The sequence below is a fragment of the Actinoplanes couchii genome (assembly GCF_016862075.1).
GTDB lineage: Bacteria > Actinomycetota > Actinomycetes > Mycobacteriales > Micromonosporaceae > Actinoplanes > Actinoplanes couchii.
In genome coordinates this window covers 19,332-43,646 of record NZ_BOMG01000042.1, presented here as the reverse complement: position 1 = coordinate 43,646, position 24,315 = coordinate 19,332, and the positions used below count along the sequence as shown (strand labels likewise).

The 24,315-nt window shown below is 70.5% G+C and carries 25 protein-coding genes; 15 read left to right on the top strand and 10 right to left on the bottom strand.

Going from position 1 to position 24,315, the window contains the following annotated elements; all coding sequences use genetic code 11:
• Positions 1-21: 21 nt before the first annotated feature.
• Genes Aco03nite_RS14920 through Aco03nite_RS14875 form a run of 10 tightly spaced genes read left to right on the top strand, consistent with a single transcriptional unit; the run spans position 22 to position 9,067 of the window.
• The gene (locus Aco03nite_RS14920) at positions 22-1,020 is read left to right on the top strand and encodes an iron-siderophore ABC transporter substrate-binding protein (protein WP_203795689.1); all 999 of its coding nucleotides are present in this window, start codon (positions 22-24) and stop codon (positions 1,018-1,020) included.
• Entirely contained in the window at positions 1,017-2,012 is a 996-nt protein-coding gene (locus Aco03nite_RS14915; RefSeq protein WP_239145173.1) for a FecCD family ABC transporter permease, read from the top strand. Before Aco03nite_RS14920 ends, Aco03nite_RS14915 begins: the two co-directional genes overlap by 4 nt.
• Entirely contained in the window at positions 2,009-3,031 is a 1,023-nt protein-coding gene (locus tag Aco03nite_RS14910; RefSeq protein ID WP_239145172.1) for a FecCD family ABC transporter permease, read from the top strand. Before Aco03nite_RS14915 ends, Aco03nite_RS14910 begins: the two co-directional genes overlap by 4 nt.
• Complete coding sequence (locus Aco03nite_RS14905) at positions 3,028-3,822, top strand: ABC transporter ATP-binding protein (protein WP_203795688.1); 795 nt, start codon at positions 3,028-3,030, stop codon at positions 3,820-3,822. The genes Aco03nite_RS14910 and Aco03nite_RS14905 overlap by 4 nt, the downstream gene beginning before the upstream one ends.
• Positions 3,819-4,382: an MSMEG_1061 family FMN-dependent PPOX-type flavoprotein gene (locus tag Aco03nite_RS14900; protein ID WP_203795687.1), complete on the top strand. Its 564-nt coding sequence runs from the start codon at positions 3,819-3,821 to the stop codon at positions 4,380-4,382. The genes Aco03nite_RS14905 and Aco03nite_RS14900 overlap by 4 nt, the downstream gene beginning before the upstream one ends.
• Before the next feature lie 32 nt (positions 4,383-4,414).
• The gene (locus Aco03nite_RS14895) at positions 4,415-5,422 is read left to right on the top strand and encodes a FecCD family ABC transporter permease (RefSeq protein ID WP_239145171.1); all 1,008 of its coding nucleotides are present in this window, start codon (positions 4,415-4,417) and stop codon (positions 5,420-5,422) included.
• Positions 5,419-6,444: a FecCD family ABC transporter permease gene (locus Aco03nite_RS14890; RefSeq protein ID WP_203795686.1), complete on the top strand. Its 1,026-nt coding sequence runs from the start codon at positions 5,419-5,421 to the stop codon at positions 6,442-6,444. Before Aco03nite_RS14895 ends, Aco03nite_RS14890 begins: the two co-directional genes overlap by 4 nt.
• On the top strand, positions 6,441-7,244 hold the full coding sequence (locus Aco03nite_RS14885; RefSeq protein WP_203795685.1) for an ABC transporter ATP-binding protein: 804 nt from the start codon (positions 6,441-6,443) through the stop codon (positions 7,242-7,244). Before Aco03nite_RS14890 ends, Aco03nite_RS14885 begins: the two co-directional genes overlap by 4 nt.
• Positions 7,241-8,245, top strand: coding sequence for an ABC transporter substrate-binding protein (locus Aco03nite_RS14880; RefSeq protein ID WP_203795684.1), 1,005 nt, complete (start codon positions 7,241-7,243; stop codon positions 8,243-8,245). The genes Aco03nite_RS14885 and Aco03nite_RS14880 overlap by 4 nt, the downstream gene beginning before the upstream one ends.
• A 3-nt stretch (positions 8,246-8,248) precedes the next feature.
• Positions 8,249-9,067: an alpha/beta fold hydrolase gene (locus Aco03nite_RS14875; protein ID WP_203795683.1), complete on the top strand. Its 819-nt coding sequence runs from the start codon at positions 8,249-8,251 to the stop codon at positions 9,065-9,067.
• A gap of 111 nt (positions 9,068-9,178) precedes the next feature.
• Here Aco03nite_RS14875 and Aco03nite_RS14870 read toward each other — a convergent pair whose 3' ends face one another.
• Positions 9,179-9,844: a hypothetical protein gene (locus Aco03nite_RS14870; protein WP_203795682.1), complete on the bottom strand. Its 666-nt coding sequence runs from the start codon at positions 9,842-9,844 to the stop codon at positions 9,179-9,181.
• Between the two features lie 64 nt (positions 9,845-9,908).
• Between Aco03nite_RS14870 and Aco03nite_RS14865 the strand changes: the two genes are divergently transcribed.
• Positions 9,909-10,679 (top strand): ArsR/SmtB family transcription factor, encoded by a 771-nt coding sequence (locus tag Aco03nite_RS14865; protein ID WP_203795681.1) that lies wholly within the window; start codon positions 9,909-9,911, stop codon positions 10,677-10,679.
• Here the strand turns inward: Aco03nite_RS14865 and Aco03nite_RS14860 are convergent.
• Both Aco03nite_RS14860 and Aco03nite_RS14855 read right to left on the bottom strand, forming a co-directional pair.
• Entirely contained in the window at positions 10,673-11,242 is a 570-nt protein-coding gene (locus tag Aco03nite_RS14860) for a TetR/AcrR family transcriptional regulator (protein WP_203795680.1), read from the bottom strand. The genes Aco03nite_RS14865 and Aco03nite_RS14860 overlap by 7 nt on opposite strands.
• 14 nt (positions 11,243-11,256) lie before the next feature.
• Positions 11,257-12,171 carry an NADP-dependent oxidoreductase gene (locus Aco03nite_RS14855; RefSeq protein ID WP_203795679.1) on the bottom strand — a complete coding sequence of 305 codons (915 nt, stop codon included), beginning with the start codon at positions 12,169-12,171 and terminating at the stop codon, positions 11,257-11,259.
• 111 nt (positions 12,172-12,282) lie between these two features.
• Between Aco03nite_RS14855 and Aco03nite_RS14850 the strand changes: the two genes are divergently transcribed.
• Complete coding sequence (locus Aco03nite_RS14850; protein WP_203795678.1) at positions 12,283-13,551, top strand: NACHT domain-containing protein; 1,269 nt, start codon at positions 12,283-12,285, stop codon at positions 13,549-13,551.
• 23 nt (positions 13,552-13,574) lie between these two features.
• On the opposite strand, the gene Aco03nite_RS14845 is transcribed toward Aco03nite_RS14850, so the two are convergent.
• From Aco03nite_RS14845 to Aco03nite_RS14835, 3 genes are read right to left on the bottom strand one after another with little or no spacing between them, the layout of a single operon-like run.
• Complete coding sequence (locus tag Aco03nite_RS14845) at positions 13,575-13,721, bottom strand: hypothetical protein (RefSeq protein WP_203795677.1); 147 nt, start codon at positions 13,719-13,721, stop codon at positions 13,575-13,577.
• 54 nt (positions 13,722-13,775) lie between these two features.
• Positions 13,776-14,375: an NAD(P)-dependent oxidoreductase gene (locus Aco03nite_RS14840; RefSeq protein ID WP_239145170.1), complete on the bottom strand. Its 600-nt coding sequence runs from the start codon at positions 14,373-14,375 to the stop codon at positions 13,776-13,778.
• Positions 14,376-14,380: 5 nt separating this feature from the next.
• On the bottom strand, positions 14,381-15,148 hold the full coding sequence (locus Aco03nite_RS14835) for an inositol monophosphatase family protein (RefSeq protein WP_203795676.1): 768 nt from the start codon (positions 15,146-15,148) through the stop codon (positions 14,381-14,383).
• A 67-nt stretch (positions 15,149-15,215) separates the two neighbouring features.
• Between Aco03nite_RS14835 and Aco03nite_RS14830 the strand changes: the two genes are divergently transcribed.
• Positions 15,216-16,133, top strand: coding sequence for a LysR family transcriptional regulator (locus Aco03nite_RS14830; protein WP_203795675.1), 918 nt, complete (start codon positions 15,216-15,218; stop codon positions 16,131-16,133).
• Here Aco03nite_RS14830 and Aco03nite_RS14825 read toward each other — a convergent pair.
• On the bottom strand, positions 16,103-18,358 hold the full coding sequence (locus tag Aco03nite_RS14825) for a M4 family metallopeptidase (protein ID WP_203795674.1): 2,256 nt from the start codon (positions 18,356-18,358) through the stop codon (positions 16,103-16,105). The genes Aco03nite_RS14830 and Aco03nite_RS14825 overlap by 31 nt on opposite strands.
• A 152-nt stretch (positions 18,359-18,510) precedes the next feature.
• Between Aco03nite_RS14825 and Aco03nite_RS14820 the strand changes: the two genes are divergently transcribed.
• Positions 18,511-19,782 (top strand): extracellular solute-binding protein, encoded by a 1,272-nt coding sequence (locus Aco03nite_RS14820; RefSeq protein WP_203795673.1) that lies wholly within the window; start codon positions 18,511-18,513, stop codon positions 19,780-19,782.
• Here the strand turns inward: Aco03nite_RS14820 and Aco03nite_RS14815 are convergent.
• Positions 19,765-20,799 carry a sugar ABC transporter substrate-binding protein gene (locus Aco03nite_RS14815; RefSeq protein ID WP_239145201.1) on the bottom strand — a complete coding sequence of 345 codons (1,035 nt, stop codon included), beginning with the start codon at positions 20,797-20,799 and terminating at the stop codon, positions 19,765-19,767. The two genes, Aco03nite_RS14820 and Aco03nite_RS14815, sit on opposite strands and share 18 nt — an antisense overlap.
• A gap of 90 nt (positions 20,800-20,889) precedes the next feature.
• Here Aco03nite_RS14815 and Aco03nite_RS14810 point away from each other — a divergent pair, with 90 nt between their 5' ends.
• Positions 20,890-22,842: a putative bifunctional diguanylate cyclase/phosphodiesterase gene (locus Aco03nite_RS14810; protein WP_203795671.1), complete on the top strand. Its 1,953-nt coding sequence runs from the start codon at positions 20,890-20,892 to the stop codon at positions 22,840-22,842.
• Positions 22,843-22,845: 3 nt separating this feature from the next.
• On the opposite strand, the gene Aco03nite_RS14805 is transcribed toward Aco03nite_RS14810, so the two are convergent.
• Both Aco03nite_RS14805 and Aco03nite_RS14800 read right to left on the bottom strand, forming a co-directional pair.
• Positions 22,846-23,709, bottom strand: a complete 864-nt coding sequence (locus Aco03nite_RS14805; protein WP_203795670.1) for a helix-turn-helix domain-containing protein — start codon at positions 23,707-23,709, stop codon at positions 22,846-22,848.
• A 29-nt stretch (positions 23,710-23,738) separates the two neighbouring features.
• A complete protein-coding gene (locus Aco03nite_RS14800) occupies positions 23,739-24,020 on the bottom strand; it encodes a hypothetical protein (protein ID WP_203795669.1) in 282 nt (93 codons plus the stop codon).
• Positions 24,021-24,315: the final 295 nt, after the last annotated feature.

Below are 24,315 nucleotides of genomic sequence, written 5' to 3'. Positions count from 1 at the left end.
CTAACCTCCTGGGAGATTTTCATGTATACGTCCCGACGGCGCTGGCTCGCCGCATGTGCCGGCGCGGTTCTGCTGGCGGTCGCCGGTTGCACCACCACGGGCACCGAGACGACCACCACCGACAGCAGCACCGGCACGTCGTCCGCGCAGTTCCCGGTCACCGTCACCACCGCGTTCGGTGACGTCACCATCGAGAAGCAGCCGCAGCGGGTGGTGGCCCTGGGCTGGAGCGACGCCGAGACCGCGCTCGCCCTCGGGGTGCAGCCGGTCGGCGCCTCCGACTGGCTGGCGTTCGAGGGTGACGGCCAGGGGGTGTGGGCGCAGGGTCTCTACACCACCCCGCCGAAGATCCTCGGCACCCTCGAGGTCGACATGGAGCAGGTCGCCGCCCTGCAGCCGGACCTCATCCTGGACACCCGCTCCAGCGGCAAGCAGGAGCGCCAGGACCTGCTCAAGGGTCTCGGTGTCCCGGTGGTCGGCATGCCGGCCGGCCGCGCGTCGTACCTGACCACCTGGACCGAGCAGCTGGACCTGGTCGGCAAGGCGCTCGGGAAGACCGCCGAGGCCGAGGCGCTCAAGACCGACCTGGACAAGCGGTTCGCCGACGCGGCCGCGGCGAACCCGCAGTTCGCCGGCAAGACCGTCTCGCTGATCAGCCGGACCAAGACCGGATACGGCGCGTACGTGAACAGCAACCGGTCGGAGTTCATGGAGAAGCTCGGTTTTGTGGGCGCCCCGGAGCTGGAGAAGATCAAGGGGGAGAACTTCTCGGTACAGATCTCCGCCGAGCAGCTGAACCTGCTGGACGCGGACCTGAACGTGGTCTTCATGATCGGCACGACCAAGCAGACCCTGCTGGACGACAAGCTGTTCCAGGCGATCCCGTCGGTGAAGGCCGGGCACTTGGTCTACCTCGAGGACAAGACCATCTCCACCGCGTTCGCCAGCGCCTCGGTCCTCGGCCTGCGGCACGCGATCGACAAGGCCGTGCCGCTGTTCGCCACCGCCGCCGGCAGTTGAACAAGCGCGCCATCGGGTTCGTGCTGCTGGTCCTGACGCTCGCGGGAGTCGTGGTGCTCAGTGTCACCGTCGGCTCCCGCGGGCTGCCGCCCGAGACGATCTGGGCGGCCCTGACCCACCACGAGCCGGCACTTCCCGAACACCTCATCGTCAGTGAGGTACGCGTTCCCCGTACCGTGATCGGCCTGATCGCCGGCATGGCCCTCGGCCTGGCCGGCGCCGTGGTGCAGGGTGTCACCCGCAACCCGCTGGCCGATCCCGGCATTCTCGGCGTGAATGCGGGCGCCGCCCTGTTCGTGGTGATCGGCATCAGCGTCTTCGGCCTGACCGACCTGATCGGCTACGTCTGGTTCAGCTTCGCCGGGGCGGCCGGAGCCGCGGTGCTGGTCTACCTGATCGGCGCGATGGGCTCCGGCGGCGCCACCCCGGTCAAGATCGCGCTGTCCGGGGCCGCGCTCTCCGCCGTGCTCGGAGCGGCGACCACCGCGGTGCTGCTCACCGACGCCGACACGTTCGAGGAGTTCCGGCTCTGGCAGGTCGGGTCGCTGGCCGGGCGGGGTGCCGAGGTGGCCGTGCAGGCGGCGCCGTTCCTGCTGATCGGGGCGGTGCTCGCGCTGGCCAGCGCCCGGGTGCTGAACGCTCTGGGGATGGGTGACGACGTCGCCGTCTCCTGGGGACAGAACGTGACCGCCGGACGGCTGCTCTGCGGGGCCGCGGTGGTGCTGCTGTGCGGGGCGGCGACCGCGATGGCCGGCCCGATCGGGTTCGTCGGCCTGGTCGTGCCGCACATGGCCCGGATCGTGACCGGTCCCGATCATCGCTGGCTGCTGCCGTACGCGATGATCCTGGCCCCGGTCCTGCTCCTGTCCGCCGACGTGCTCGGCCGGATCGTCGCGCACCCCGGTGAGGTCCAGGTCGGCATCGTGACCGCGGTGATCGGCGCGCCGGTCTTCGTCGCCCTGGCCCGCCGCCGACGACTGGCGGAGCTGTGACCGGCGTCGTCGCGGCGCAGCGCCGCGCGGAACAGCGCCGGGCCACCACCGCCACCACCGGCGTACTGCTCGCGGTGGTGGCGATGTTCCTGCTCACCCTCTCCTACGGCGAGTTCCGGGTCTCGCTGGTCGACGTGGTCAAGTCGCTGAGCGGAAGCGGTCTGCCGGCCGTCGACTACATCGTGCACACCATCCGGCTGCCCCGCGCGCTGACCGCGCTGCTGGTCGGGCTCGCCTTCGGACTGTCCGGCGCGATCTTCCAGCGCCTGGTCCGCAACCCCCTGGCCAGCCCGGACGTCATCGGCGTCAGCGCCGGAGCGAGCACCGCGGCGGTCACCGCGATCATCGTGTTCGGAGCCGGCGGCGTCTTCGTGTCGGTGGCCGCCCTGACCGGGGCGCTGCTCACCGCCACCGCCATCTACCTGCTGTCCTGGCGGTCCGGAGTCGGCGGTTACCGGCTCGTGCTGGTCGGCATCGGGATCGGCGCCGGGCTGTCCAGCATCACGTCGTTCCTGATGACCCGGGCCGACGTGCGGGTGGCACAGGAGGCCCTGTTCTGGCTGACCGGCAGCGTCAACGGGCGGACCTGGGGGCACGTCCAGCCCCTCGCGGCGGAGCTGTTGTTCCTCGTACCGGCGGCAATGATCCTGGGTCGTGCTCTGAACGGCCTGCAACTGGGCGATGACCTCGCCCGCGGCCTCGGCTGGCGGGTCGAGACCACACGTCTCGCACTGCTGGTCACCGGGGTGCTCCTGGCCGGAGCAGCCACCGCCGCGGCCGGACCGGTCGCCTTCGTCGCGTTCGTCGCCGGCCCGATCGCCGCCCGCCTGGTCGGCGGCGGACGCCCCGCCCTGCCCGCCTCCGCCCTGGTCGGCGCCCTGGTCGTGCTGGTCGCCGACTTCATCGGCGCCCACCTGCTCGGCGCGACACAATTCCCGGCCGGCGTGCTCACCGCCCTGGTCGGCGCGCCCTACCTGCTGTGGTTGCTCGCCTCGGCCAACCGTGGAGGAAAAGCATGAAGACCCAGAACCTCTCCCTCGGGTACGGGGAACGCACGGTGGTCGGCGACCTCAGCCTCGAGCTGCCGACCGGGCGGATCACCATGATCGTCGGGCCGAACGCGTGCGGGAAGTCGACGTTCCTGCGTGGCCTGGCCCGGCTGCTGCCCCCACTGGCCGGCGCGGTGCTGCTGGACGGCCGCGCCCTGGCCGAGACCCCGAGCCGGGAGATCGCGCGCAAGCTCGGCATCCTCCCGCAGGGGCCGATCGCACCGGACGGCATCACCGTCGGTGACCTGGTCGGGCGCGGCCGGCACCCGCATCAGGGGCTGTTCCGGCGGTGGAACGCCGAGGACGACGCCGCCGTCACCCAGGCGCTGGAGGCCACCGGCACCCTGGAGCTGACCGGCCGGGCCGTCGACGAGCTGTCCGGCGGGCAGCGGCAGCGGGTCTGGATCGCGATGGCCCTGGCCCAGCGCACGAAGGTGCTGCTGCTCGACGAGCCGACCACCTATCTGGACGTCAGCCACCAGGTGGAGGTGCTCGACCTGCTGACCGATCTGAACCAGCGGGACGGCACCACGATCGTCGCGGTCCTGCACGACCTCAACCTCGCCTGCCGGTACGCCGACCACCTGATCGTGATGAAGAACGGCGCCGTCGTGGTGGCCGGCGAACCGGGCTCGGTCGTCACCGCTTCGCTGGTCGAGGAGGTCTTCGGGATGCCCTGCCGGATCGTGCCGGACCCGGTCTCCCGGACCCCGATGATCGTCCCCATCGGCCGCCACCACGTCTTCGAGGAGAACCAGTGACCGAGCACGTCGTCACCACCGAGGAAGAGCTGCGGGAGCTGGTCGCACCACCGCATCCCGAGATCCGCGACAAGGCGCTCACCCTGATCGACCCGGAGACGGCCCGGTTCCTGCGGGCGTCCACGTTCTTCGTGCTCGCCACGACCGCCGCCGACGGATCGATGGATGTGTCGCCCCGCGGCGAGCCGGCCGGCGGCGTGCAGGTCCTCGACGACCATCACCTGGCGTTCGTGGACCGGCCCGGCAACCGGCGGCTGGACAGTTTCCGCAACATCCTGCAGCATCCGCGTGTCGGGATGTTGTTCATCGTGCCGGGGATGCGAGAGTGCGTCCGCGTCAACGGCGAGGCCACCCTGCTACGAGAGCCGTCGTTCGCCACCGGGCCGGGAATCGGGGTCCGGGTGCGGATCGAGGAGATCTTCGTCCACTGCGGGCAGGCTCTGCGGCGGTCGTCGCTGTGGGATCGGGAGGGCTGGCCGGGCGACGGGATCGTGCCGACCACAGTGGACCTGATCGCCAGTCAGCGCAAGCACCGGCCGTCCTTGATCACATCGAGTTGACCAGCAAATAAAGGTAGCCTTACCTTACCTCCGTGCGACCCTCTCACCTCAGAAGACTCGGCGTCTTCGCCGGGGCGGTGGTCGTCCTCGGTGTGGTCGTGGTGCTCAGCCTGATGGTGGGCCGGCAGTCGATCTCACCGGTGGACGTCATCCACGCGCTGATGCCCAGCGCGACCGGCGACAACGCCGACATCGTGCGTGGACTCCGCCTCGAACGTACGATCATCGGCCTGGTCGCCGGCGCCGCGTTCGGCGGAGCCGGCGCCCTCATGCAGGCACTCACCCGCAACCCGCTCGCCGACCCCGGCCTGCTCGGCGTCAACGCCGGCGCCGCCGCGGCGGTCGTCACCGGCTTCGCCGTCTTCGGCGTCACCAACGGCTTCGCCCAGACCTGGCTCGGCCTGGCCGGCGCCGCGATCGCTTCGGTCGCCGTCTACCTGCTCGGCAGCGGCTCCCGGTCGGCGGCCACCCCGGCCCGGCTCGCCCTGGCCGGGGCCGCGCTCACCGCGGTGCTGTTCTCCTACATCACCGCGCTGTCCATGCGCGACCAGGACAGCTACAACGAGATGCGGTTCTGGGTGGTCGGCTCGGTGGTCAACCGCGGCATGGACCGGCTGCTGCTGGCCCTGCCGCTGATCCTGGCCGGCATCGTGATCGCGCTGCTGGTGACCCGGGCGCTGAACGCGATCGCGTTCGGCGACGACACCTCCAAGGCGCTCGGCCTCGGCCTCGGCAAGGCCCGGGTCGCCACCGCGATCGCGATCACCCTGCTCTGCGGCGCGGCCACCTCGGTCGCCGGGCCGTTCGTCTTCGTCGGGCTCGCCGTACCGCACGTCGCCCGGATCCTGGTCGGCGCCGACCAGCGCCGGGTCGTCCCCCTGTCGATGCTGCTCGCGGCCGCCTTCATGGTCCTCTGCGACACCCTCGGCCGGATCGTCTCCAGCGGCGCCGAGATCGAGGCCGGCGCGGTGACCGCCATCCTGGGAGCCCCCTTGTTCATCGCGCTCGTGCGCCGCCGCACCCTGACGGCCACCTCATGACTTTGCTGAAGGCCGGCCCTTATTCGGTACGGGTCAATCATCGCAGCCTGATCGTCGGCGTGGTGCTGCTCGTGCTCCTGGTCGCGGCGCTGCTCGTTACCCTCTCCGCCGGGACCAACGCGTTCCCGATGGACCGGGTGGTCGCCGCCGTGTTCGGCTCCGGCACCCCCGCCGAGAACCTGATCATCGGCGAGCTGCGGCTGCCCCGGGCGGTCGTCGCCGCCCTGGTCGGCATCGCGTTCGGGGTCTCCGGCGGCATCTTCCAGTCGATCACCCGGAACCCGCTGGGCAGCCCGGACGTCGTCGGCTTCGGCATCGGCGCCTCCACCGGCGCCCTCGTCGTCCTGCTGATCCTCAAGGGCAGCCTGGCCGCCACCTCGATCGGCGCGGTCGTCGGCGGCGCGGTCACCGCCGCGATCGTGTTCGCCCTGTCCTCCCGCGGCGGGGTCGCCCCGCTGCGGCTGGTGCTCGTCGGCATCGGCCTCGGCGCGGCACTGAACTCGCTGAACTCGCTGCTGATCGTGCGGGCCCAGGTCTACGACGCGCAGAGCGCCTCGGCGTGGCTGGTCGGCAACCTGGTCGGCCGGGACTGGGACGAGGCCCGCCTGGTCGGCGGCATCCTGGTGGCCGGATTTGTGCTGTGCCTGGTGCTGCACCGGCCGCTGTCGCTGAGCGAGTTCTCCGACGAACGGTCCGCCAGCTTCGGCCTGTCCACCGACCGGACCCGGCTGCTCGCCGTCGGCACCGGTGTCCTGCTCGCCTCCGGCGCGGTCGCCGTGGCCGGGCCGATCCAGTTCATCGCCCTCACCGCCCCGCAGGTCACCAAGCGGCTGACCGGGGCGCCCGGGCCCAACCTCGTCGTGTCCGGGCTGACCGGCGCGCTGCTGCTCGTGCTCGCCGACCTGGCGGCCCGGGAAGCGTTCCAGCCCCGGCAACTGCCGGTCGGCGTACTCACCGGCCTCGTCGGAGGCGCATATCTCGCGTGGCTGCTGGGCCGCGAATGGCGAAAGGGCAGGGCATGACCTCGCGACTGCGGGCCGAACAGGTCGCGCTCGGCTACGACGGCCGGAAGATCGTCCACGAACTGGACCTGACCGTGCCGGACGGGTCGTTCACGGCGATCGTCGGCGCCAACGGCAGCGGCAAGTCCACCCTGCTGCGCGGGCTCGCCCGGCTGCTGAAACCCCAGGGCGGCGCGGTGATCCTGGACGGCAAATCGATCCACGACCACCCGTCCAAGGAGGTCGCCCGGCGGCTCGGGCTGCTCCCCCAGTCCCAGTCCGCGCCGGAGGCGATCAGCGTCGCCGACCTGGTCGCCCGCGGCCGGTACCCGCACCAGTCGCTGCTGCGCCAGTGGTCGCCCGCCGACCAGGCCGCGGTGAACGCCGCACTGGAACTCACCGACACCGCCGACCTGTCCGGCCGGGGTTTCCACGAGCTGTCCGGCGGCCAGCGCCAGCGGGTCTGGCTGGCGATGGCGCTGGCCCAGGAGACCGACATCCTGCTGCTCGACGAGCCGACCACCTACCTGGACATCTCGCACCAGATCGACGTGCTCGACCTGTGCGCCCGGCTGCGCCGCGAACGCGGCTCCACGCTGGTCGCGGTCCTGCACGACCTGAACCTCGCCGCCCGCTACGCCACCAACCTGGTGGCCATGAAGGACGGCCGGATCGTGGCCGAGGGTGACCCCACCACGATCATCACTCCCGAACTCATCGAAGAGGTCTTCGGGCTCGCCTGCCGCATCATCACCGACCCCGAGTCGAAGACGCCTCTGGTCATCCCGCGTTACACCCCTGAAGGGACTACCACCCCATGATCAAAAAATTTGCCGGTACGGCCGTCGCGCTCGTCGCGACGTTCGCCCTGACCGCGTGCGGCGGCGGGACCGAGGCCGCCACCACCGACAGCGCCGCCTCCACCGCTCCGGCCGGGCCGTTCGAGTACAAGGACGCCCTCGGCAAGGAGATCAAGCTGGACAAGGCGCCGTCCGTCGTCGTCGCCCAGAGCAGTGTCGCCGCCGCCCTGCTGGACGCCGGTTTCGAGGTCAAGGGCGCCTACGGCGAGCTGAAGCCGGACGCCTCCGGCAAGCTCAGCTACCAGGCCGGCTCGCTGGACCTCAGCAAGATCACGGTGGTCGGCAGCACCTACGGTGAGTTCGACACCGAGAAGTACGCGCTGATGAACCCGGAGCTGCTCGTCGACTACACGTTCGACGCCAAGAGCCTCTGGTACGTCCCGGCCGCCCAGTCCGAGAAGATCCTCGGCCTGGCCCCCGCCGCCGCCGTGCCCGGCAACTACGAGACCACCGACGCCGCCATCGAGACCTTCGTCGACCTGGCCGGCAAGCTCGGCGCCGACACCGGCAGCGCCGCGCTGGCCACGTCCAAGACCGAGTACACCGCCGCGCTCGCCGCCATCGGTGAGGCCGCCAAGGCGTCCGGTCTCAAGGTGGCGATCATGTCGCCGAGCACCGACAGCCTGTACGTCGCCGACCCGCTCTACCTCCCGGAGGGCAACACCCTGAAGAAGGCCGGCCTGGACGTGGTCAGCCCGGAGAACCCGAAGAAGGAGGTCTTCGCGCAGCTCAGCTGGGAGCAGGCCACCCAGTTCAACGACGCCGACGTGATCCTGGTCGACGCCCGTACCTACGAGGCCGGCAAGGCCGACCTGGCGAAGGTCGCGACCTGGGCCAACCTGCCCGCGGTCAAGGCCGGTCAGGTCTACAACTGGTACGCGGCGGCGCCCTACTCGTACAAGTCGTACGCGCAGATCTACGCGGAACTGGCCGGTCAGCTCAAGGCCGCGAAGAAGCTCTGACCCGTGACCCCCTTCGTGACGATCGGTGACCGGCGCCTGCACACCCGGGTCGCCGGGGACGGCCCGTGCACCGTCGTCTTCGAAGCGGGACTCGGCATGTCCGGGGTCTACTGGGGCCTGGTCGCCCCGTCGGTGGCCCGTCATGCCCGCACGGTCGTCTACGACCGTGCGGGCATCGGCTCCAGCGACGACGGCCCCCGGCCTCGCACCCTGAACCGTCTCGCCGACGATCTCGGTGCCGTCCTGGACGCCTTTCCCGGGCCGTTCGTGCTGGTCGGGCACAGTTATGGCGGGCCGATCACGCGGCTCGCCGCCGCCGGGCGAGCCGATGTCCGGGCGCTCGTGCTGGTCGACCCGTCGGACGAGAACCTGGACGACTTCTTCACACCCGGGATGGCCCGGCGGATGGCCGTGGCCGGGCCGGTCACCAGGGTGATGGTGGCCCTCGGCATCTACCGGCGTCTCGCCGGTCGGATGGGCGGCGCGCTCCCCCGGGACCTGTTCGACCAGTTCCGGGACGAGAACTTCGGGCGGCGGGCGGCGGGTGCCCTGCACGACGAGGTGCGGCACCTCGTGCCCGGGCTGGCGGCCTTGCGTTCCGCCCCGCCGGACCTGGGCGACCTCCCGGTCACCTTCCTGTCCACCGGCGCCGGCGACAAGACCGCGATCGCGCTGCGGGCCGCCCACGCGACGTCGGCGGCAGCCCTCCCGAACGCCCGCGTGGTCGTCGCCGAGGGCTCCGGCCACAACGTCATGCTCGACCGCCCCGACCTGCTCATCACCGAGATCCTGGCGCTCCTGCCGAACTCCGGCCCGGCCTGACGCTCTCCGCCTCGCCCTCTCGCCGTCCGCCTCCTCTCGCCCTCACCTTCCCTCTCGCCCTCCGCCTCCCTCTCCCTCTCCCTCTCCGCTTTGCCTTCCTCCTCCCCCTCCCTAGCTCTCTTCTTTGCCTTCGGCCAGGGCCAGGGCGTAGACGCGGCCCGGGCAGCGACGTGGGCCCGAGCCGAACGCCGTCTCGCCGGCCAGACGGACCCGGACGATCTCACCCTGTCCGATAGTGATCCCACCGATCGTCGTGGTTATGGTGGCCTGCCGCTTTGTCGCGACGACCGGCGGATCATCACGGAGCACCTCGGCGACGCCGCGATCGCGGGAACGCTCGATCAACGTGGCGGTGGCGTCGCACGCCTGCACCAGGAGGCCGATCCGCGCCGCGGTCGCCTCGTCGTGAACGCCGCCGAACACCGCCACCAACCTGGTGACCGCCGCGTCCGCGCGTGACTCGTCGCCGGTGCCCGGCTGGTATGCCTGCGCCGCCTCCCGGACCGACTCCACGATCGGCGCGTCCACCCCCATCGCGCGGGCCAGGATCTCCACCGGATGGGCCGGGCCGTGACCCCGCAACGTCTCTGGTGGGATCGTGTCCAGGATGGCGATCTGGGCGGCTCGCCGTCGCTCGTGGACCGTGCCCTCGGCGAAACGGCCGACGGTGGCCCGGAGCCAGGCGATTCCGCTGGTGGCGGGTGGTACCGGGGGTACCACGAACGTGACGTCGTCGAGGACGGCCCGGGCTTGGTCGAGGTCGTGGATCAGGCGCATGACCCGACCGTACGGCCGCAATTGTTCGGTCCTCGCCGAACCGACCGCGCCCTAACCTGGGACGGTGACCACCGCCGACGATCTGGCCGCACTCGCGGCCCTGCTGGCCGACCGGACTCGGGCCGCGATGTGCCTCGCCCTGCTCGACGGCCGCGCCTGGACCGCCGGTGAGCTGGCCGCACATGCCGGTGTCGCCCGGTCCACCGCCACCGGGCACCTGCACCGCCTGACCAGCGGCGGCCTCCTCACCGAGGAACGACAGGGCCGCCATCGGTACGTCCGGCTGGCCGACGCCACGGTCGCGCAGCTGATCGAAGACCTCGCGAGCGGGATCACGGCACCGTCGACCGCGGCCGGCGAGGGCGCGGCGTCTTCGTCCTCGGGCCGTCCCACCGCGGGGCGTGGTCTGCGGGCCGTGGCTGCTTCCGAGGCTCTGCGACGGGGGCGGACCTGTTACGACCACCTGGCCGGGCGGCTCGGTGTCCTGGTCACGGATGCGATGACGAGCCGGGGGCTGCTGGATCAGGACGGTGGCTTCTTGTTGACCGTGGCCGGGCGCGCCTGGTTCGCCGAGACGCTCGGGGCGGATCTGCCGGGCTCGGGTCGACGCCCGGCGGCCGGCCGACGTCCGACGGCCCGGAGTTGCCTGGACTGGACCGAGCGCCGCCCGCACCTGGCCGGAGCAGCGGGCGCGCAGCTGTGCACGACGTTCTTCGCCAACGGCTGGCTGGTCCGAATCGGATCAGGCCGCGCGGTGCGCCCCACACCGGCCGGGGTCACGGCGCTGCGTGACCTCCTCGGCGTCGACACCACGGCGGGCGCGCCCGGTCAATGATCGCCGCCGTGCAGGATGTCCAGTGCGAGGGCGATGGTCGCCTCGGTGGTGGCCGGATCGTCCTCGGTGGCTGCCGTGGACGCGGCGATCTGGAAGGTGGTCAGCGCCACCCGTACCCGCAGACGGTCTTCCGGTCCTGCCCCCGCCGGAGCGAGGGCCCGCACCAGGGACGCGGTGCCGTCCTGGACCGCGGCCCCGATCGGCAGGTCCCGGATCTCGGCATAGTTCTGCCGCAGGAGCAGGACGAACCCGGAACCCCACTGCTCCTGGAGTACGGCGTACCGGCGCAGTAGTTCCGCCCGCCCGTCCCGGGTCAGCGGCTGCCCCGCCTCGGCGTCGGCGGCCAGGGCGGAGACGTCGCCGGCGTAACCGTGCAGCAGTGCGGTGAGGATCTCCTGCTTGGTGCGGAAGTGGAAGTACACCGCCGCTTTGGTGACCCCGAGCCGCTCGGCGATCTCCCGCAGTGACGTGACCTGGTAACCCTGGTGGGCGAAGAGATCCAGGGCGACGGCGAGCACCCGGTCCCGGGTGTCGGTGCGCCGGTTGTCGGTGCGGTCAGCCACCGAGCCTCCTTCGATCAGTGCGGTGCCGGAACCAGCACGTGCTTTCCGCGCGCCTTGCCCGAGCGGCTGACGGCCAGGGGTTCCCGCCAGCGATCCAAAGGGTAGGTCCCGGCGATCGGCATGACTAACCGCCCCCGCGCGGCCAGTTCGGCGTACTCGCCGAGCACGTCGTACCGCATGTTCATGCCGGTGCTGCGCACGCCGAAGTCCCGGATCGCGGCGAAATCGGTAGCGGTGACGATGTGGGTCGGGTCGGTGACGGTGGTCAGCAGCTCGGCCATGATCCCGGCCGGCGCGGCGTCGAACACGAGGTCGACCGGCCCACCGGCCAGTGCCGTCACCCGCGGGCCGAGCCCTTCGCCGTACGCGACGACCTCCGCTCCCGCTTCCCGCAACAAGCCGGCGAAGGTGTCCCCCGAGCTGGCGATGACACGGGCACCCAGCCGCAGGGCGATCTGGGCAGCCGCGAGCCCGATCGTCGTTCCCGCCCCACTGACCAGCACCCGCCGGCCGGAGACGTCCCCGAGAGCGTCGATGCCCCGGTAGGCGGTCTCCACCGCCATCGGCAACGCCGCGGCCTGCACCGCTCCGAGTCCGGCGGGCCGAGGAAACCAGGTCGCCATCAGGGCGAAGTCAGCCGCACCGCCCGATGCCCCGGCATACACGGACGGCCCGAGGACCGGATCCCCGACCTCGACACCGGTCACGCCGGCCCCGAGCGCATCCACGGTGCCGGAGACCTCCAGCCCGATACCGCGAGGCAGGACGCCGTCGTGCAGTCCACCGCAGATCGCCCAGTCCGCCGGAGTGAGCCCACAGGCCTCGACAGCGATCCGGATCTGCCCGTCCCCAGGCTCCGGCTTGTCCGTCTCGTCGAGCCGAAGAACATCGGCGGGGTCACCGTAGGAATGAAAACGAAGCGCACGCATGTCAACCATTCGACTAGCTTGCCGACCGGCTAGCTATTTCGTCAAGTCGACAGCTCTGTCCGCCAGGTAAGGACGGGGCCCCTGTCTCTCCCACCACGATCGGGAGGTGCCTTGACGTCGACTCGCTGGCTTCTGTTGTGGCTGTTCGCCTCGGTGTTGTTCGCGGTGGCCGGGGCTCTGGTTCTGGCCGCGCTCTTCGGGCCGGTCGCCCTCCTCAGTTTCGGTGACCAGGTGGCGAGCATGGCGGGCGCGGTCGTGGGGGCACTCGGTCTAGCCGTCGCCGTGCGGGCGCTGACGGCGGGCCCGACGGTGGACCGGGACGGCCTCGGCCCGCTGGAGGACGAACTCGCCCTGGTGGTACGGCGGCAGTGGGAGCGTGAGGCCGTCACCCGCGGGCTGACCGATCCGGAGCCCATGCGGCTGAACTGGCAGGTCACGATCTCCGGGAACGGTGCGGGCGAGCGCGGCCCGGAGCGGGGCGACGTGACCGGGATCGCGCGACGGTGGCGGTCCCTTCCGGCGCCTCAACTCGTCGTCATCGGGCCGCCCGGGGCCGGCAAGACCTCGGCCGCGGTCCTACTCGTCTGCCGGCTGCTGGCCGGCCGGCGGCCTGGTGAACCCGTCCCGGTGCTGGTCACCGCGGCTTCCTGGAATCCGTTTCGGCAGCACTTCGACACGTGGCTGGCGGAGCATCTGCTCAACGAGTACCGCGTCCTGCGAGCGCCGGCCGGTTCCGGCCGGGCCACCGTCACCCGGCTGGTCGAGCAGCATCGGATCCTCCCGGTCGTCGACGGGCTGGACGAGCTACCGGACCGGCGACGGGCCCAGGCGATCGTCGCGTTACGGGCGGCGGTCAGCAGGGACCGGCCGATCGTGCTGACCTGCCGCACCGACGAGTACCGGGACCTGGTCCACGAGGCCGGACAGCTCCCGCACGCGTCCACCATGACGCTCGAACCGATCCCGGTGACCCGGATCGGCGACTTCCTGGCCGCGGGCCGGCCCGGCGACCGGTCCCGATGGAACCCCGTGATCGAGAAGATGCGCGCCGGCCAGGACGGCCCGCTCGCGACCACACTGGCACTGCCGCTCATGGTCTATCTCGCGCGGACCGTCTACTCACGGCCGGAACGCGACCCGGCCGAACTGCTGTCGATCAGCAGCGCGACCGCGATCGAGGAGACCTTGATCGCGGCGTATGTCCCGACCATGTACGCGCCGAGGTGCACTGCTGGTCGGCTGGTCCGGTTTCTGGAGGACGCCGGCCATCGGGGCGTGCTGCGGCAGGTCGGATTGACCTGGCAGTTCCGGCACGCCCGTCTGCAGGATCACCTGGCGGGGCCGGAAGGAAGCGGGGGCGGGCCCTCGGCCCCGGCGTGAAGGCCGGGGCCGTTCGGGGATCGTCAGGCGGTGAGGACCGGCCAGGAGTAGGCGGCCAGGGCGAATGCTGCGCCGAGCAGGGCCAGGCTGATCCGGCCGGTGTTGACCGGGAGGGCGGCCACGACGAGCAGGATGATGGCAATGATGTAGAAGAGTCCCTGAATGGACATCTTTGCTCCTAGTTGTGGGGGGTCGCGGAGCGGTTACCCGCACGGCGAACTCCGCTAAACCAGGGTGACCACCTGACCCGGGTAACGGTTCCGCACCGCCTCCTCCACCATCGCGGCGGCGACCGTCGACCGGCTCACCGTGGACGGGAACAGCCGTCTCGGGGCCTGCTCCAACGGCACCGTGCGCGCGGCTGCCGCCTTGCCGCCGACCAGGGGCCCGACGTGCAGGACGGTTCCGCCGGCGGCCAGGATGGTCGTGTCGGCCTCCACCTTGTCCGGTAGTTCGGCGCTCATCGCCACCTTGAGCAGGGCGCGGGTCACCGCTCCGGCCGCCGGTCCGGACGGGCCGGTGCCCAGCGCGCCCAGCCAGACGATCCGCGGGACGGCCGCGGCGACGACGGCCGCGGCGCCCAGGGTCAGCGTGCCGGGCGGTGATCCTTTCGGGACACCGAGACCGGACACCAGCACGTCACACCCGTCGACCGCCCGGGCGACGGACGCCGGATCACCGACGTCGGCGGCCACCACCGTCAGTCCCGGGCGGTCGGGCACCCGCGCGGGGTCACGGGCCAGGGCGGTCACCGCCAGCCCTCGGTCGAGGGCGGCCGACACCATCAGACGGCCGGTCGCGCCGGTGGCCCCGAGAACGGCCACCCGGATCACAGCGCGCCCCGCACGACGGTCAGTGCGGCGTCGTGCACGCCGGGCGCGGCGGCCACATAGCCGCTGCTGGTGATCTCCCACGGCGTGCCGTCGAGATCGGTCACCGTGGCGCCGGCCTCGCGGGCCAGCAGGACCGGGCCGATGTGTGAGCGGACGTTCTCGAACTGCCAGTGCACGTCCATCCGCCCGGCCGCGACCTGGGCCAGCTGGTGCCCGACCGGGACCGACGAGCGGACGTACAGCGCGGACCGCATCATCGCGGTGATCGAGTCGCCGAAGCGCCGGGTCAGCTCGACACCACGGCCGGGCTGGGCCTGACCGGTTCCGGTCAGGGCGAGTCCGAGGTCGGTCTTGGCCGAGACCCGGATCGGCACGTCGTTCAGGAACGCTCCCCCGCCGTCGGTGGCGGTGTACATCTCGCCGAACTGCGGCAGGTGCAGCACGCCGAGGACCGGGCGGCCGTCGCGGACCAGGGCGACCCCGATGTTCCAGTCGGTCATGCCGTGCACCAGGTTCATGTTGCCGCCGACCGGGTCGACCACCCACTGGTCGCCGGCGGCGATCGGGCCGGTGGCGTGCTCGTCCTCCTCCCAGCCGGAGCCGGGCAGGGCGTCGAGCAGCGCGGGACGAAGGATCGCGGTGACGAGGTCGTCGTTGGCGCGCAGGGCGGCGTACAGCTCTTCCGGACGGTTGTCCGGTGACCAGCGTTCCAGCAACTGCGTGCCTGCGGTACGGACAGCGGTGACGACTGTGGAGAGGTTCATGCACCAGAGCCTTGTGGACACATACGGATAAGTCCAATGCACTGTTTTTAAGTTAAGGTTTACTCCCATGCAATTGGATCTGAATCTGCTGACGGTGCTGGACGCCCTGCTGACCGAGGGCAGCGTGATGGGCGCGGCGGACCGTCTGCACCTGTCGTCACCGGCGGTGAGCCGTTCGCTCGGGCGGATCCGGCGGCTGACCGGCGACGACATCCTGGTCCGGACCGGGCGGACGATGACCCCCACGCCGTACGCGATCACGATCCGTGACCAGGTAAGCGCCCTGCTCACCGAGGCCGAGCGGGTCCTGCAACCCCGCCGCGACCTGGACCTGCCGACGCTGGATCGCACGTTCACGCTGCGCTGCCACGACGCCCTGACCGCCGCGATGGCCCCGGCGCTGTTGGCCGCGACGATCAGGACCGCTCCCCGGGTACGACTGAGGTTCCTCACCGAATCGTCCGGCGACTCCGACGATCTGCGGCACGGCCGGGTGGACCTGGAGATCGGCGCGTCGGTGCCCGAGCAGCCCGAGTTCCGTACCGAGACGATCGGCCGGGACCGGCTGGTCGTGGTGACGCGCCCGGGTCACCCGTACCGGCAAGGGGAAGATCTCGAGGTTTTCGCGGCGCAGCCGCACGTGCTGCTCTCGCGCCGGGGCCGGCTGACCGATCCGGTGGACGACCTGCTCGCCGAGCGCGGCCTGCGGAGAACCGTGATCGCGTCGGTCGGCAGCACCGCGAGCGCGCTGCGGATCGTCGCCGGCAGTGACGCGCTGATGATCGCGGCGGAGGTGACGTGCGGGCCGCTGATCGAGGCGTTCGGGCTGGTCACCGCACCCGCGCCGGTCGAGTTGCCCCGGGTGCCGGTGGTCGCGGTGTGGCATCAGCGTTACGACACCGAACCCGGTCACGCATGGCTGCGTGACCGGGTCCGCGAGGTGTTACGAACCGATCAGAGGTTCAGCGACCAGCTGTTGAGGTAACCGGTGTCGGCGCCCGCGGCGTCCTGCACCCGCAGGATCCAGGCGCCGTTCGCCGTCTCGGACGACAGGTTCACGGTGTAGGTGGTGTCGATGTTGTCGGTGCTGCCACCGGTGCGGCTCTGCAGCGTGTAGGCGGTGCCGTCCGGGGCGACCAGGGAGACGACCAGGTCACCGATGTAGGTGTGGACGATGTGCACCTCGACCTTGCTGGTCGAGGACGGGACGGCGTCGCAGCCACTGATCACGATCGTCGACTCCGAGGTGCTGTTGTCGTTGATCGGGACGTCGGTGGCGTTGCTGGCGGAGCAGCCGGGCAGGCCGTTGACCGTCAGGGCGATGTTGGCCCGGCGGGTCGTCGCCGGCGAGGTGCCGCGAACGGTGATCGCGGCCTGGCCGCTCTCGGCACCGGCCGCGGCGGTCAGCGTCAGGGTGGTGGACTCGCCGGCGGTGACCGACGGAGCGGCGAACGCGCCGGTCACGCCGGCCGGCAGACCGGAGACGGCCAGGTCGATGGTCTGCGCCTCACCGTCGAGGCTGGCGGTGGTGACGGTGACGTCGGTCGAGGTGCCCGGGTCGAGGACGACCGTGTTCGACGAGAGCGCGACCGAGAAGTCGTTGGCGACCGGGCACTCGTCCTCGTTGCCGGCCACGTTGACCGCGGTCCACGCCGCCTGGACCGTCTTGTACTCGGTGGAGCACAGGCCGTACAGGTCGGTGGCGGCGGACAAGGTGTAGTTGCGGGCGGTGTTCGACGGCACCGAGGTGTTCACGTAGCGGGTGTTCGACGCGAAGTAGACGTCGAGCGCCCGGTACCAGATAGCGGCGGCCTTGTCCCGGCCGATGCCGTCGACACCCTCGGCGGCGCCACAGACCGGAGAGGTGCCGTACGCGGTGGCGCCGGTCCCCTCGGCCAGGTTGAAGAAGAAGTGGTTGGCCGGGCCGGACGAGTAGTGCACGTCGACACTGGCGGTGCTGGTCGACCAGCAGCCGTGCGAACGGCCGTCCAGGGTCGGGTCGTACATGTAGCGCAGCGGCGTGCCGTTGCCGTTGATGTTGATCTCTTCGCCGATGTCGTAGTCGCCCGGGTCGGCCGTGGTGTTCGCGTAGAACTCGACCATCGAGCCGAAGATGTCGCTGGTGGCCTCGTTCAGACCGCCGGACTCGCTGGAATAGGTGAGACCGCCGCTGACGATGTTCTCGGTGACGCCGTGGGCCATCTCGTGACCGGCCACGTCGATGGCGACCAGCGGGTTCGCGTTGCCCGCGCCGTCTCCGTAGGTCATCTGGGCGCCGTCCCAGAACGCGTTGACGTACGCGTTGCCGTAGTGGACGCGGGACGGCACGCCGCGCCCGTCACCGAAGATGCCGTTGCGGCCGTGCACGTTCTTGAAGTAGTCGAACGTGGTGGCGGCACCGAAGGCGGCGTCGACGGCGGCCGACTGACGGTTGGTGTTGAGGCCGGTGCCCCACACGTTGTCGTCGTCGGTGAACGTCGTACAGGTACTGGTGCCGTTGTTCATGTCGCAGGTGCGGCCGTTGCCGCGTTCCGGGTCGATCAGCTGGTAGGTGGAGCCGGACAGCGTGGACTCGACGGCGACGGTGCCGGAGAAGATGCTGTTGCCGGTGCCGGTGATGTGGTTGATCTCGTCGTACTCACCGATCAGCTTGCCGGAGGCGGCGTCGGTGATGACGTGGAACCGCGACGGGGTCTGGCCGTCGGACGCCCAGCCGTGCAGAACGGTCTCCCAGGCCAGGATGCCGTAGCCGGTGCTCGCGTCGACGAACAGCTCGGGCTGATCCGACTTGGTCAGCTTGCCCTCGAAGCGGGACTTGGCGTCCTTCAGAGCCTTGGCGCTGGTCACCTTGGCGGTGGTGCCCAGCGTGAGCGGCTTGGCGAGGCCGAGCGAGGTGCTCTCCAGGGTGCCGTCGGGCTTGGTGTGCACGACGAAGTCACCGCCGGCGACGCGCAGCCCCTGGTACTCCCGGGTGTAGCGGGTGTGGGCGCCGCCGTCGGCGTCGACCTTGGTCGAGTAGGCGTCGTAGGTCTCGCCCTTCGCGGCGACGATGGCCGCCGGACGGGACTCGATCAGGGCGTCGGCGCGGCTCTCGGCCTGCGCGGGTGTCGGCGGCGTGGGCTTCGGCGCGGCCGAACTGCTCGCGGCGGTGGCCACGAGGGTGCTACCGACCAGCGCGGTCACGCCGGCCAGCGCGAGGGATTTCTTCACGCGGTTCCTCCCGAACCAGAGATGCACACATTTCCATGTGTGTATGCATTATGGCCCGCGGATAGCGATGATCTTATATATCTTCCGGGTCATATCAATAGGCCACGTGCCCTTGAATCCGGTGATACGGTAGATATGGCGAAAGGGGCGTTTTGCGACCTATATCCCGACGGCAGGCGCTCCTGCTGGGGCTCGCCGGAGCGCTGACCGCCTGCGGTCAGCAGTCGCCGGCCACCGACTCCAGCGGCACCACCCACCTGCTCTACTGGCCGGGCGGCCTGAGCACCGGCATCCTCAACAAGGCCAAGAGCCAGTTCGACGCGCGCACCGAGCTGATCCCGGACGCGCTGCAGGGCGTCTACCGCGACCAGCTCGTCGACATCCTGAACAGCGGCAAGGACATCCCCGGCATCGTCGGCATCAAGGGTGAGGACATCGCCTCCCTGCTCCCCCGCGCCGACCTCTTCGCCGACCTGCACACCCTCGGCGCCGACGAGCTGATGAGCCAGTACGTGCCGTGGAAATGGCAGCAGGCCGCCTCGCCGGACAACCGGCAGGTCGGCTTCCCGATCGACATCGGGCCGACCGCCACCTTCTTCCGCTCCGACCTCTTCGCCGCCGCCGGGCTGCCCAGCGAGCCGGACGAGATGGCCGCGGCGGTGCGCACCTGGGACGACTACATCGCCGGCGGCGTGAAGCTGGTGAAGGCGACACCGTCGGTGAAGCTGGTCCGCAGCGGCGCCGAGCTGTACACGATCAAGCTCTGGCAGGGCACCCAGCGCTACATCGACGAGACCAACCATTACATCGGCGGTGAGGCCCACGTCCGGGAAGCCTGGGACCTGGCCGTCGAACTGATCGCCAAGGATCTGTCGGCCGCCATCACCAGCACCGACGAGACCGGCTGGGGCAAGGCGCTGCAGGAGGGCACGGTCGCCACCGCCCTCGGCGCGTCCTGGCTCGGCTTCGACCTGACCAGCCTGGCCCCGGACACCAGCGGCAAGTGGCGGGTCGCGGACGGCCCGGCGATCGGCGCCAACTACGGCGGCTCGTTCCTGGCCATCCCGGAGGGCGCCGCCGACCCGGACCTCTCCTTCGAGATCATCAGGTGGATCCTCGATCCGGAGAACCAGGCCGCGGCGTTCACCGACGCCGGGCTCTTCCCGGCCGCGACGGCGGCGTTCGACATGCCCGCGCTGCAGGAGCCGGACCCGTTCTTCGGCGGCCAGAAGACCGTCGAGATCTTCGCCGAGTCGGCCCGCAAGGCACACCGGGTCTACGAGGCGCCGGCCGACTCCAAGATTCACGACGCGTTCGTGGCGCAGCTCGCCGCCATCGAGGCCGGCACGAAGACCGCCACCAAGGCGTGGACCGACGCCGTCGAGGAGGGTCGCTCGATCGGCGAGTCACTGGGCGTCAACTAGCGGGCGCATCGTGTCCGGCAGATCGCCCAGGATCTCGTTGGCCCGCTCTCGGAACCACTCCCGCCGGGCCACCTCGCTGCTCTGCCGGCCGGTGATCTCCGCGGCGTTCGTGGTGTCCACGACGATGCCCGGCACCGGCAGCCAGCCGGTCGGCAGCGGATCGCCGTCCTTCGCGCACCGGGCCTGGATCGCCCCGGCCAGCAGCCCCTGCAGATAGGGCTCGGTGGACACCAGCACCATCGGGCCCCGCGCCGCCATCGCGAGCGCCTTCGGGTCGGTGCCGACACCCCCGTCGATCCGGGTGGTGACCGAGGTCCGGAGCAGGGCCAGACTGTGCGCGTCCGCGCCGCCCACCCCGATGAAGGCGAGCGCGTGCGGGTTCGCCTCCTGCAGGGTGCTCCAGGCGTGCCGGTTCGCCCCCGGGTCCTGCTTGGTGTCGAACGGCCCGAGCACCGTCACGTCCGGCCGCAGCCGCTCGATCGCCGCCCGGACCCCGGTGGCGCGTTCGTCCAGGACGGTCACCCCCGGGTACGGCGATCCGATGATCACCAGTCCCTCGGTCTGTGCCGGGATCCGGTGGGCCATCGCCTCGCCCAGCTGGGTGCCGATCGCCAGGTTGTCGTTGCCGATGTAGAGCGGCACCCGGGAACCCGGCGCCGGGATCGAGTGCAGCGCGACCAGCGCGGTACCGGCCGTGACCGCCTTGCCCAGCGAGTCGGCGAACAGCTCCGGGGCGAACGTGAACAGCGAGACCGAGCCGTGTTTCCCGTCCAGGAAACCCCGGATCATGCGCATCTCGGCGGCGTTGTCGACGTCGTCCGGCCCGATCGTGCGGTGCTGGATCCCGGGCACCCGCCGCACACCCTCGGCGAAACCGGCGGACAGCTCCTTCACGAAGTCGACCTGCCGGCCGGCCACCACCAGCACCGCCGGATCGGTCGCCGACGGCGTCGGGGCCTCGGCAGCGCACGCGGCGAGCAGTAGCGCCACGGAGAACGCGGCGGACGCGACCCTCATCTCCACCCCCGCCCTCCCATCGGCCGGACCGGGCCCCGGCTGAGGTCTCATGACTGCGACAACCCGGCCGATAAGGGTTCGGGAGGTGCCATGCGGGACTGGTTACGGCGGCGGGTGGTCGCCCGCAGCGCGGTGGCGGCCCTCACCGTGGGACTCGCCCTGCTCGCCGCGATGGCCGTGGTCAGCAGCCGCTCCACCGCCCGGGCCGCCGACATCGCGGCCGGCACCCAGCAGACCAGTCAGCAGTGGAACGAGATCTACCTCAAGATCAGCATGGAGTACGAGTTACTGGAGGACTACCTCGACTCGCCGGAGACGGGCGACCGTCAGCCGCTGCTGTCCTCGATCGGCTCGGCCGAACCCAACCTGCGCTGGCTGCTGGCCAACGGCGGCACCGACGACACCCGGCAGGTGATGGCGCTGCAGAACGCGTACGGCGGCTACACGTACACGCTGCGGAACCTGATCGACGCGGCGGCCACCGAGGACCGGGAGAACACCCTGAAGTACGCCCGGCAGGCCGCCCTGAGCGCGTCCGGCCTGCGCCGCCAGGCGTCGGTGAACGTGGCCCGCAACAACCTGGCCATCGCCGTGGTGCTGCGCGACGCCAAGGACGCGAACGCCCGGCAACTGATCGCCGTCGAGGTGCTGTCACTGGCCGACTTGCTGCTGGTGATCTTCTGCGGGCTGGTGCTGCTGGCGTACCAGAAACGCACCGAACGGCAGGCCGCCGACAACGACTACCGGGCCTCCCACGACGGGCTCACCGGGCTCGCCAACCGCCGGCTGCTCGGTGAACGGGTGTCCCGGGCCATCGCCGACGCCGACCGCGCCGGCCCCGGTGTCGGGCTGCTGCTGCTCGACCTCAACCGGTTCAAGGAGGTCAACGACACCCTCGGGCACCACTCCGGCGACCTGCTGCTGGTCGAGGTGGCCCGCCGGCTCAGCGCCGGGAGCCGCGCCTCGGACCTGGTGGCCCGGCTCGGCGGCGACGAGTTCGCGATCCTGCTGACCGGGGTCGAGGGCATCATCGACGCGCGTACGGTCGCCCAGCGTGTCCTGGCCGAACTGTGCGGGCCCGCCGACGTCGGCGGCCTCAGTGTCGACATCAGCGGCAGCATCGGCTACTCGCACTACCCGTCGCTCAGCGCCAGCGCCGAGGAACTGCTGCAGCACGCCGACGTGGCGATGTACCACGCCAAACGCAACCGGCTCGGGATCGCCGCCTACGAGCCGGAGAACGACAACAACAGCTTCGAACAGCTCACCCTGCTCACCGACCTGCGCTTCGCCATCGACCGGGGCGAACTCGAACTGCACTACCAGCCGAAGGTACGCCCGGCGGACCGCTCGGTGGCCGGCATGGAGGCGCTGGTCCGCTGGCGGCACCCGACCCGGGGACTGCTCGGCCCGCAGGCGTTCGTGCCCGAGGCCGAGCAGAGCGACCTGATGCTGTCACTGACCGAGGCGGTCCTCGACATGGCGCTGCGGCAGCAGGCCGAGTGGCGCGAGGACGGCCGGCACATCCCGGTCGCGGTCAACATCGGCGCCGCCTGCCTGCGGGATCCCGGTTTCCCGGCCCGGGTGGAGGGACTCCTGCGGCAGTACGACGCGGTACCCGGCCACCTGACCATGGAGATCACCGAATCGTTCCTGATCACCGACCCGGAGAGCGCGGCGGCCGCCCTCACCCACCTGCGCGACCGGGGTGTCCGGGTGTCCATCGACGACTTCGGGGTGGGTTACTCGTCGATGAGCTACCTCCAGTCGATGCCCCTGGACGAGCTGAAGATCGACCGCAAGTTCACCGCCGAGATCCTGACCACCGAACGCGGCCGGGCCATCGTCACCGCCATCGTGGACCTGGCCCACGCCCTGGACCTGACGGTGGTGGCCGAGGGCATCGAGGACGAGAAGACGTTGACGGTGGTCGGCGAGATGGGCTGTGAACACGCCCAGGGCTACTACATGTGCCGCCCGATCCACCCGGACGGCATCCCGAAGTGGATCGACTCCTGGACCAGCGTCCCGGTCCCGACCTGACCGTCAGCCTTCCCGCAACATACCGATGTACATCGACTGGTACCGGTCGAGGAACGGCTCCACGCCGACGGCCTGCTCCTGAAGCAACTCGAACACCCGGTGATACGTCATCACGTCGTTCCGGCTGTGCGAGGTGAGTCCGGTGTTGTAGAGATCGACCAACACCAGAGCGTCGTCGATGACGGTGAACCCGTGCTGCAAAGGAATCGGCGTCGGCGCGCCGTCGGGAACGATCGTGATGCGGACGTTCGGATGACGGGCGAGAATGTCACGCAGATGGTTGATCTGAGCCAGAACCTCGACCGGAGGATGGGTCCGGATCTTCAGTGCCGCTTCGCCCATGATGAACTCGAACGCGGTGTCCGGATTCGCCAGGTGTTCCTGCCGGCGCAGACGGGCTGAGACCGCGGCCAGCAACGCCGGCTCACTGCGTTCCTCCTCGGTGAGCACGAGGAGCCGCTGAAACGCCCGCAGCACGAGTTTCGCGTAGCCGTGAGCCTGCAGTGGACCGGGCACCAGCGTCGGCTCGAAGGTCCGCACCCTGGCGGCACCCGACTCCCACTCGGCCAACGTCTCCTGGGCCAGGGCCAGGCCCGCCGAGGTCGGGCGCCAGTCGGTCATCCGGTCGTAGGACTTGGCGGCGCGGGCCACCAGCGCCTGGATCTCCGCATCGCCCATGCCGAGGGCACGGGCGATGGCATCGACATCGTCCGGGTTCAGGGTTCCCTGTCCACGTTCGATCCGGGAGATCTTGGGTTGGCTCATCCCCGCCAGGGCGGCGAGGCGTGTACCGCTGATCCGCTTGGCCCGGCGCATCCGGGCCAAGGCAGCACCGACCGGCTCGTCCTCCGCGCCGGGAACACCCATACCGACGGAGATACCGCCCCTCCCCTCGATCAGACCGACCGGCTACCGCCCGAGATGCCATGTGCCGCTTCGGTCAACAGACTGAGGGGAACCCGCACCAGCATCTCCCCGTCGGCCAGTTCGATTCCCGCTTCCTCGGCCGAGACCACGAAGCCCTGCACCACGGCGGTGCCGGGTTCCGCCGCATCGGAATCCGCAATGTACACAGTAGGGCAATTGCCCGCCGTGCACCTGTTCGCAATCGGCCGCAGGCGCATGACAGATCCGTTTTCCGGAGCGGTGACCACGGCTCGCTGGAATGATCTATTCATCCTGACTCACCTTACTCATGTCAACGATTGATCGGAAGTAGGTCGCGCTGACCAACGACTAAGCAGAACAAACGTTGCCAAAAATTCGGCCGCCTGTCAGCTATATAGCTGATTCTGTCACCGGTTAGATCGAATGGCAGCATGTGAACGCGACTAGTTTAGTCACTGCCCTGAATAGAAGATAGAAGTATGAATGACCGGTTCTCCAAGACCCTTCCCGCCCGAGCCCCGTCGCCGCCGGCCCGGCGATCGGCGAAGCCGCATCGGACCACCGCTCTCTACGTCCTGCCCGGCG